The following is an 8,901-nucleotide window of genomic DNA, read 5'->3' as shown; positions in this document are numbered from 1 at the left end:
ATCCTCGTCTCATGATATGCAGTGGGTGCAACTTTGCACCGCATGTAATATTGCGCTCATGCAAGCAGAGAGGGCGGAGGCCGCCGCAACCGCAACCGCAACCGCGCCGAGCGGTGCCGGGCTGCGCGAGCGCAAGAAGGTCGCCCGCCGCGAGGCCCTGATCGACGCGACCCACCGGCTCGTCGCGGAGCGTGGCCTCGACGCCGTCACCATCGACGCCATCTGCGCCGAGGTGGGTGTCTCGCCGAGGACGTTCTTCAACTACTTCGAGACCAAGGACGACGCGGTGCTCGGCATCGGTCCGTGGTCGCTCGACCCGGCGGTCGCCGACACCTTCGCGGCGGGTGGGCCGACCGGGAACCTGTCCGCGGACCTGCTCGTGGTCGTCACGGAGCTGCTCGACAAGCCCGCGTTCGGCAAGGAGCGCATCGCGGCCGCGTTCGAGCTCGCCCGCCAGGAACCTCGGCTCCTCGTGCGCCACCTGACCTGGATGGAGCAGCACCGCCACGACATCGACGCGCTCGTCACGCGTCGGCTGGCCGTGACGGGCGAGACCGGCGGCGATCTCGTCGGCATGCTGCTCATGGTCCTGACCCACATGACGTACGTGCGCTGGGAGGCCGCCGGCGGCTCCGGTGACGCCCGCGCGCACCTGCCCCACGTCGTCGGCGACCTGCGATCCCTTCTCGGCGCGCCCTGACCCGCGTCGACTCCCAGCTCTTCCCGTACCGAACGACCGACCACCACGAACGAGGACCTCATGGCTACCGCTGTCTCCGCACAACCCGGCATCGCGAGCGACAAGCCGCCTGTCGTGCTGACCAGGCGCACCGTCTGGCTCATCTTCGGCGCCCTCATGGCGAGCATGTTCATGTCGTCCCTCGACCAGTCGATCGTGGGCACCGCGCTGCCGACGATCGTCGGTGACCTCAACGGGGTGGCCCACCAGGGCTGGGTCGTGACCGCCTACATCATGGCGATCGCGATCGTCATGCCGCTCTACGGCAAGTTCGGCGATCTCTGGGGTCGGCGCTGGCCGTTCCTCGTCGCGATCGGGCTCTTCACCCTTGCGTCGGCCGGGGCGGGCTTCGCCACCACCCTCGGCGAGCTCGTGCTGTGGCGCGGCATCCAGGGCCTCGGCGGCGGCGGCCTGATGATCCTGAGCCAGGCGATCATCGCCGACATCGTGTCGGCGAAGGAGCGCGGCACGTACATGGGCCCGATGGGTGCGCTGTTCGGCATCTCGTCGGTCATCGGTCCGCTGCTCGGTGGGGCGTTCACCGAGCACGCGGACTGGCGCTGGTGCTTCTGGATCAACATCCCCATCGGCATCGCGGCCTTCGTCACCGCCTGGTTCACGCTCAAGCTCCCGAGCCACCGCTCGGGCAAGAAGATCGACGTCGCCGGCATCGTGCTCCTCGTCGTCGCGACGTCGGGCCTCATCCTCACGACCAGCTGGCAGTCCATCAGCAGCACCCGCGGCTACGACTGGACCGACGGACGGCTCGTCGCGCTCGTCGTGGGAACGGTCGTCGCTGCCGTGGTCTTCGTGCTCGTCGAGCAGCGCGCAGCCGAGCCGCTCCTGCCGCTGCACCTGTTCAAGAACCCGACCTTCGCGATCGCGACGTCGGTCGGCCTGATCATCGGCATGGGCATGTTCGCGGCACTCGCGTTCCTGCCGACGTTCCTGCAGATGTCCACCGGCGCGAGCGTGACCGGGTCGGGCTTCCTCATGCTGCCGATGATGGCCGGCGTCATGCTCACGGCGATCGGCTCGGGCATCGCGATCACGAAGACGGGCCGCTACCGCAGGTACCCGATCGTGGGCATGGCGCTCGCGACCGGTGGCCTGATGTGGCTCACGCAGCTGCAGGGCGGCATGTCGATGGTGCTGTTCAGCGCGATGATCTTCGTGCTCGGCCTCGGGCTCGGCCTCGTCATGCAGACGATCGTGCTCGCGGTGCAGAACTCGGTCGACCCGCACGAGATCGGCACGGCGACCAGCGCGAACAACTTCTTCCGCGAGATCGGCGCGGCGGTCGGCGTGGCGTTGTTCTCGACGATCTTCACGGGGCGCCTGACCGACCGGCTCACGGACGTGTTCGCGAGCGTTCCGGGCTCCGCCGCCGGTGCGGGGTCGGGTGGCGCCTCGCTCACCCCGGCGATCGTCGCGGCGATGCCCGAGCCCCTGCACTCCGGGGTCATCGGTGCCTACTCCGACGCGCTCGCGCCGGCGTTCTGGTACCTCGTGCCGCTCGTCGCCGTCGCCTTCGTGCTCACGTTGTTCCTGCGTGAGGTCACGCTGTCCGACGTCGCCGGGATGGTCGCGCGCGGCGAGGCGGTCGCGGACCACGGACGGCTGGTCGAGGGTGTCGTCGCGGGCGCAGGCGAGCCGACCGAGGCGTCCGAGGGCACCGCCGTGCAGGCGTCCGGCGAGCAGGACGCCGGTACCCTGACGCGATGACGAGCCCCTCGCCGACCGTGCGCCGCAAGCGTCCCGCGCGCCCCCAGTTCGCGTCCTCGATCCTGCTGCTCGAGGCGATCCTGGTGCTGTTCGCGACGCTCACGGCGTACGGGCTGGCGGCGGCGAAGCAGACCGAGTTCTCGACCGGGACCGCCTGGCTCGTCGGCGGCGCGCTCATGGTCGTGCTCGCGGTGCTGTCCCGGACGGTGACGCGGCCCGGCGGCTACGTGGCCGGTTCGGTGGCGCAGGCTCTCGTGCTCGCGGCCGGAGTGGTCATGCCCACGATGGCTGTGGTGGGCGCCGTGTTCGTGATCCTGTGGGTCGTCGCGCTGCGCCTCGGCGCGCGCATCGACCGCGAGCGCGCCGAGTGGGACGCGGCGCACCCCGGGCAGGTCAGCGCGTGAGGTCGTGGCCGCTCGGCCGCTAGGGTGACCGCCATGACCGATGCACCGAAGACCGAGCGCACCCTTGTCCTCGTCAAGCCGGACGCCGTCCGTCGCGGGCTCACCGGAGAGGTGCTGCGCCGCGTCGAGGCCAAGGGCTACACGCTCGTCGCGGCCGAGCTGCGCACCGCCGACGACGCGCTCCTCGCGGAGCACTACGCCGAGCATGCCGGCAAGGGGTTCTTCGGGCCGCTCGTCGAGTTCATGGGCTCGGGCCCGGTGCTCGCCGTGGTGGTCGAGGGTCACCGGGTGATCGAGGGCTTCCGCGTCCTGGCCGGCACGACCGAGCCGACGACGGCGGCGCCCGGCACGATCCGAGGCGACCTCGGCCGCGACTGGGGTCTGTCCGTGACCCAGAACCTCGTCCACGGCTCGGACTCCGCGGAGTCGGCCGCCCGGGAGATCGCCCTCTGGTTCCCGTCGCTCTGAACGTCGTGCGACGGGGCGCGGGCGCGCGCCCAGCACCGGGACGCTCGGGGCATTTCGCCCGCGGCACCGACCGGCTCGGCCGCGCCGTCCGCGGACGGCCGCCGGTGAGCACCTAGGGTTGGGGAGTGCACCTCAAGACCCTGACCCTGCGCGGGTTCAAGTCGTTCGCCTCGGCGACGACGCTGCACTTCGAACCCGGCGTCACGTGCGTGGTCGGCCCGAACGGTTCGGGCAAGTCCAACGTGGTGGACGCGCTCGCGTGGGTCATGGGCGAGCAGGGGGCGAAGTCGCTCCGCGGCGGCAAGATGGAAGACGTCATCTTCGCCGGGACCGCGGGCCGCGCCCCGCTCGGTCGCGCCGAGGTGTCCCTCACGATCGACAACACCGACGGCGCGCTGCCGATCGAGTACACCGAGGTCACGATCTCGCGGACCCTGTTCCGCAGCGGCGGGTCCGAGTACGCGATCAACGGCCAGGGCTGTCGGCTCCTCGACATCCAGGACCTGCTGTCCGACTCGGGCCTCGGCCGCGAGATGCACGTCATCGTCGGCCAGGGCCAGCTCGATGCGGTGCTGCGCGCGACCCCCGAGGAGCGCCGCGGGTTCATCGAGGAGGCCGCGGGCGTCCTCAAGCACCGCAAGCGCAAGGACAAGGCCCTGCGCAAGCTCGAGGCGATGCAGGCGAACCTGCTGCGGCTCGGCGACCTCACCGCCGAGATCCGGCGTCAGCTCGGGCCGCTCGGCCGGCAGGCGCAGGTGGCGCGCAAGGCCCAGGTCGTCCAGACCGACCTCCGTGACGCGCGCGCGCGCCTGCTCGCCGACGACCTGGCGCAGCTGTCCGCGACGCTCGAGCAGGAGATCGCCGACGAGTCGGCGGTGCGCGCTCGGCGCGCCGAGGTCGAGGCGACGCTGACCGACGCCCGCGGACGGCTCGCGGCCCTCGAGCGTGAGGCCGCCGAGGCGGCACCGGCGCTGAGCGAGGCGAGCGAGATCTGGTACCGGCTGTCGTCGCTGCGCGAGCGGCTGCGCGGGACGGCGACGCTCGCCGGCGAGCGCGTGCGGCTGCTCGGCAGTGCGGCCCCCGAACGCAGCAGTGGCTCGGACCCGGCCGACCTCGCCGCGCAGGCCGAACGGGTGCGTGCGGCGGAGGCCGAGCTGGCGGCCGAGGTCGAGATCGCGCGCGCGGCCCTTGAGGGTGCCGTGGTCCTGCGCCAGGAGTCGGAGCAGGCCGCCACCGCCGCCGAGAAGCAGCTCGCGACAGCGCTCCGCTCCGCGGCCGACCGCCGTGAGGGTGTCGCGCGGCTCGCTGGCCAGGTCGGCGCGCGCCGGAGCCGGCTCGAGGCCACCGAGGCCGAGATCGGCCGGTTGCGCGAGTCGCTCTCGGCGGCCGAACGCCGCGGCCAGGACGCGACGACCGAGTTCGCTGCGCTCGAGACCCAGGTCGCGGGCGTCGAGGAGGGCGAGGAGGGTCTCGACGCGGAGCACGAGCAGGCCGCCGACGCCGTCGAGCAGGCGTCCGCGCAGCTCACCGCGATCAAGGCGGCGCTGGCCACGGCCGAGCAGGACCGCACGGCGCTCGCGTCCCGGATCGAGACGCTCGAGCTGAGCCTGACGCGCAAGGACGGCGCGGGCGCGCTGCTCGCCGCCGACGGGCTGCCCGGCACGATCGGCTCGCTGGCCGCGCTGCTCTCCGTCGCGCCGCGCGACGAGGACGCGATCGTCGCAGCGCTCGGGCAGCACGCCGACGCGGTCGCGGTCGACTCGGTCGACGCGGCCGTCGACGCGATCCGGCGGCTCCGCACGGACGACTCGGGGCGCGCGAGCCTGGTCATCGCGGGAGCCGGGACCGCCGACGAGGCTTCGTCGGGCCCTCTGGTCGTGCCCCCGGGAGCGGATCGTGCGCTCGACCTCGTGCAGGCTCCGGCGGCCGTCCGGCCGGCGGTCGAGGCTCTGCTGCGCGACGTCATCGTGGTCGACGACCTGGCGACGGCCCGCGCGCTCGTCGTCGAGCGGCCTGAGCTCACGGTGGTCACCCGCACGGGCGACGTCCTGGCCCGGCGTCGGGCCTCGGGAGGCTCCGCGACCGCGCCGAGCGCGTTGCACCTGCAGTCCGCGCTCGATGCCGCGCGGGCCGACGCCGCCGACGCAGCGGCGCGCGCCGAACGGGCCCGGTTCGAGCTGGCGGGCGCGCAGGCGGCCGAGTCCGCGGCCCGCGGGCGGTACGAGGACACGCTCGACCGGCTCAACCAGTCGGACGCCGCCCTGGCCGCGGTGGCCGAGCAGCTCGGGCACCTCGGGGCGACGGCGCGGGCCGCCCGGGCCGAGGCGGAGCGGGTGCAGGCATCGCTCGACGCCGCGACGGCGACGCTCGCGGCCGGTGCGGACGAGCTCGCGGAGCTGACGGAGCGGCTCGCGGCCGCCGAGTCGGAGCCGGCCGAGACCGAGGCTGCCATCGCGGGCGGCGGACTCGAGCGCGACCGCCTCGCCGAGCTGGCTGCGGCCGCGCGCGCCCGAGAGACCGAGGCCCGGCTCACGCTGCGCACGAGCGAGGAACGTGCCCGTGCGCTGGCGGGGCGCGCGGAGTCGCTCGAACGTGCCGCGCGGGCTGAGCAGGCAGCGCGCGAGCGGGCGGCGCAGCGGGAGCGCGCGCGCGTGCGGCAGGCGCTCCTGGCGGCGGCGGTGCGCGAGGGCGCGAACCGATCGCTGGCAGCACTCGAGGACTCGCTGCGACGGGCCGCGTCGGAGCGGGAGGCCGCAGAGGCAGCACGCACCGCACGCGAGGAGACGCTCCAGCGCGTGCGCGCCGAGGTCGAGACCCGTGCGCGCGAGCTCGCCGAGCTGACGGACGTCGCGCACCGCGACGAGGTCGCGCGGGCGCAACAGCTCTTGCGCATCGAGCAGCTTCAGACCCGCGCGATCGACGACCTGGGCCTCGACCCGACGGTGCTGCTCGAGGAGTTCGGACCGCACCGTCCCGTGCCCGTCGTGCACCTGCCCGACGCCGACGTGGACCCCGACGCGCCGACCGAGGTGCCGTACGTGCGTGAGCAGCAGGAGAAGCGCCTGCGGTCTGCTGAGCGGGCGCTCTCGCTGCTCGGCCGGGTCAACCCGCTCGCGCTCGAGGAGTTCGCGGCGCTCGAGGAGCGGCACAAGTTCCTCGTCGACCAGCTCGCGGACCTCAAGAAGACCCGGACGGACCTGCTCGAGATCGTCCGGGAGATCGACGAGCGGGTCGAGCAGGTCTTCGCGGACGCCTACCGCGACACGGCCGCGGCCTTCGACGTCGTGTTCCCCCGGCTGTTCCCCGGCGGTGAGGGCAGGCTCGTTCTCACGGATCCCGACAACATGCTCACGACCGGAATCGAGGTCGAGGCGCGGCCGGCCGGCAAGAAGGTCAAGCGGCTCTCGCTGCTCTCGGGCGGGGAGCGCTCGCTCACGGCTGTCGCCCTGCTGGTCGCGATCTTCAAGGCGCGGCCGAGCCCGTTCTACGTCATGGACGAGGTCGAGGCGGCCCTCGACGACGCCAACCTGGGGCGGCTCCTCGAGCTGTTCAAGGAGCTCCAGGAGGACTCGCAGCTCATCGTCGTGACGCATCAGAAACGCACGATGGAGATCGCCGATGCGCTCTACGGGGTCACGATGCGCGGCGACGGGGTCACGACGGTCATCAGCCAGCGGATGCGCGAGGACGTCTCGGCCTGACCCTGGGGCATTGCGCCCGGTCTGGGCGCACCGGGCGGACGGGGCGGTGTGAAGGTTGTGTGCGGTTCGGGCAGAGCGCGCGGGTCACGGCCTGTCGCCCCCGATCCGGCTCGCATACTGGAGCCATGCTGACTGTGCTCGTGTGGACTCTCGTCGCGCTCGTCGCTGCTGCGGCGGTGGTGCTGGTCGCGAGCGCCGCGAGCGGCGGGGGTCCTCGCGGGGCCGGGTTCGTCGCGGACCTGCGTGCCGGGGTGGCCGCCCGACGCCACCCCGATGCCGAGGACGCCGCGGCCGCGCGCGCCGCCGAGATCGAGCCGGTGGACGTGCGGCTCGACGAGTTCCTGCGGGCCACCGCCGTGGACGACGACGGCTACCTGCAGGTCGACGAGGTGCGCGACGTGCTGACGAAGGCGCGTGACCGGGCCGTGCGCGGCATGCATCACCTGGGCAGCCGGTCCGCCTGACGCGCTCCAGAGCGCCGGGAGCTCTCCGGCGTCGCTGCCCGAGCGTGCTGCGGCGCGCACCGGCCTGAGAGACTGTCGCCGTGGACAACGACCTCCTGACCGCGATCGTCGTCGGCGTGCCTGCTCTCGCGGCAGCCGCCGGGGCAACCCTCGTGCTCGTGCGTCGCCGGGGCGCGACGCCCCCGGATGCATCGACCGCCGCGCCGACCGCCCTCGACGAGCACCCGACGACAGCGGTCGCCGACGCACCAGTCGTGGGCGCGCCGACCGCCCACGCCCCCGAGCCGGAGCTCCTCGAGGAGCTCCCCGGCCTCGAGGAGGCGCCCCCGCTCGAGGTCCCGGCGCCCGTCGCCGGACGGCTCGCTCGGCTCCGTGACCGGTTGGCGCGCTCCGGGTCGCCGCTCGGCACCCGGCTGCTGGCGGTGCTGTCCCGTGACCACCTCACCGAGGACGACTGGGACGAGCTCGAGGAGACCCTGCTTCTCGCCGACGTCGGCGCCGGGCCGTCCGCTGAGCTCATCGCCGCTCTGCGCACGCAAGTGCGCGTCCACGGTCTGCGGGACCCGGGCGAGGTCCGGGCGCTGCTCCGCGAGCAGCTCATCGCGCTCGTCGACCCGAGCCTCGACAGGTCGCTCGCGACCGGTCCCGTCTCCCCGGTGATCGAGCCGGGCGCGGAGGCAGGCGAGCCCGACGTGCCGACGGCGCACGTGCCGGCCGTCGTGCTCGTGGTCGGGGTGAACGGCACGGGCAAGACCACGACCGTCGGCAAGCTGGCCCGGGTGCTCGTCGCCGAGGGGCGCACGGTCGTCCTCGGCGCGGCGGACACCTTCCGTGCCGCTGCGGCCGACCAGCTCGAGACCTGGGGCGCGCGCGTCGGCGTCCCGACGGTGCGCTCGGACCGCGACGGCGCGGACCCGGCAGCCGTCGCGTTCGACGCCGTCCGCACCGGCAAGCGGACCGGCGCCGACGTCGTGCTCGTCGACACGGCGGGACGCCTCCAGAACAAGGCCGGGCTGATGGACGAGCTCGGCAAGATCACCCGCGTCATCACGCGCGAGGCTCCGCTGTCGGAGGTGCTCCTCGTCCTGGACGCCACCACGGGCCAGAACGGCCTCAACCAGGCCCGGGTGTTCGCCGAGGTGGCGGGAGTGACCGGCATCGTCCTGACGAAGCTCGACGGCACGGCCAAGGGCGGGATCGTCATCGCCGTCCAGCGCGAGCTGGGTGTTCCGGTCAAGCTCATCGGGCTGGGTGAGGGTCCCGACGACCTCGCGCCGTTCGACCCCGAGGCGTTCGTGGACGGCCTCCTCCAGGCCTAGGCCCGTGCACCGGTCTGGGGGGCCGATCGGACCTGGACGTCCGGCCAGGACGAAACGCAACGTTTACCTGAGCGCGGTGCC

Annotated in this window: 7 protein-coding genes; all 7 read left to right on the top strand. The window is 73.4% G+C overall.

Going from position 1 to position 8,901, the window contains the following annotated elements; all coding sequences use genetic code 11:
• A partial coding sequence (locus tag VFW79_RS08535; RefSeq protein WP_329676885.1) for a TetR/AcrR family transcriptional regulator occupies positions 1-700 on the top strand: 700 nt, incomplete at its 5' end.
• 60 nt (positions 701-760) lie between these two features.
• Positions 761-2,464, top strand: a complete 1,704-nt coding sequence (locus VFW79_RS08530; RefSeq protein ID WP_329676884.1) for an MDR family MFS transporter — start codon at positions 761-763, stop codon at positions 2,462-2,464.
• Positions 2,461-2,868 (top strand): DUF4233 domain-containing protein, encoded by a 408-nt coding sequence (locus VFW79_RS08525; RefSeq protein WP_329676883.1) that lies wholly within the window; start codon positions 2,461-2,463, stop codon positions 2,866-2,868. Before VFW79_RS08530 ends, VFW79_RS08525 begins: the two co-directional genes overlap by 4 nt.
• Before the next feature lie 33 nt (positions 2,869-2,901).
• The gene (gene ndk / locus VFW79_RS08520; RefSeq protein WP_329676882.1) at positions 2,902-3,336 is read left to right on the top strand and encodes a nucleoside-diphosphate kinase; all 435 of its coding nucleotides are present in this window, start codon (positions 2,902-2,904) and stop codon (positions 3,334-3,336) included.
• Between the two features lie 125 nt (positions 3,337-3,461).
• Positions 3,462-7,037, top strand: coding sequence for a chromosome segregation protein SMC (gene smc / locus VFW79_RS08515; RefSeq protein WP_329676881.1), 3,576 nt, complete (start codon positions 3,462-3,464; stop codon positions 7,035-7,037).
• A 125-nt stretch (positions 7,038-7,162) separates the two neighbouring features.
• Complete coding sequence (locus tag VFW79_RS08510; RefSeq protein WP_329676880.1) at positions 7,163-7,501, top strand: hypothetical protein; 339 nt, start codon at positions 7,163-7,165, stop codon at positions 7,499-7,501.
• An 80-nt stretch (positions 7,502-7,581) separates the two neighbouring features.
• Positions 7,582-8,820 (top strand): signal recognition particle-docking protein FtsY, encoded by a 1,239-nt coding sequence (gene ftsY, locus VFW79_RS08505; RefSeq protein WP_329676879.1) that lies wholly within the window; start codon positions 7,582-7,584, stop codon positions 8,818-8,820.
• Positions 8,821-8,901 lie beyond the last annotated feature (81 nt).

Origin of the sequence: Cellulomonas sp. (genome assembly GCF_036279715.1) — a bacterium.
Lineage (GTDB): Bacteria > Actinomycetota > Actinomycetes > Actinomycetales > Cellulomonadaceae > Cellulomonas_A.
Note: the sequence above shows the minus strand (reverse complement) of the source record. Positions and strands in the feature narration are given on the sequence as shown.

What these genes read in the sequence shown, in the direction of transcription:
- VFW79_RS08530 (WP_329676884.1), top strand. Translation starts at nt 761, where the DNA reads ATGGCTACCGCTGTCTCCGCACAACCCGGCATCGCGAGCGACAAGCCG.
- VFW79_RS08525 (WP_329676883.1), top strand. Translation starts at nt 2,461, where the DNA reads ATGACGAGCCCCTCGCCGACCGTGCGCCGCAAGCGTCCCGCGCGCCCC.
- ndk (WP_329676882.1), top strand. Translation starts at nt 2,902, where the DNA reads ATGACCGATGCACCGAAGACCGAGCGCACCCTTGTCCTCGTCAAGCCG.
- VFW79_RS08510 (WP_329676880.1), top strand. Translation starts at nt 7,163, where the DNA reads ATGCTGACTGTGCTCGTGTGGACTCTCGTCGCGCTCGTCGCTGCTGCG.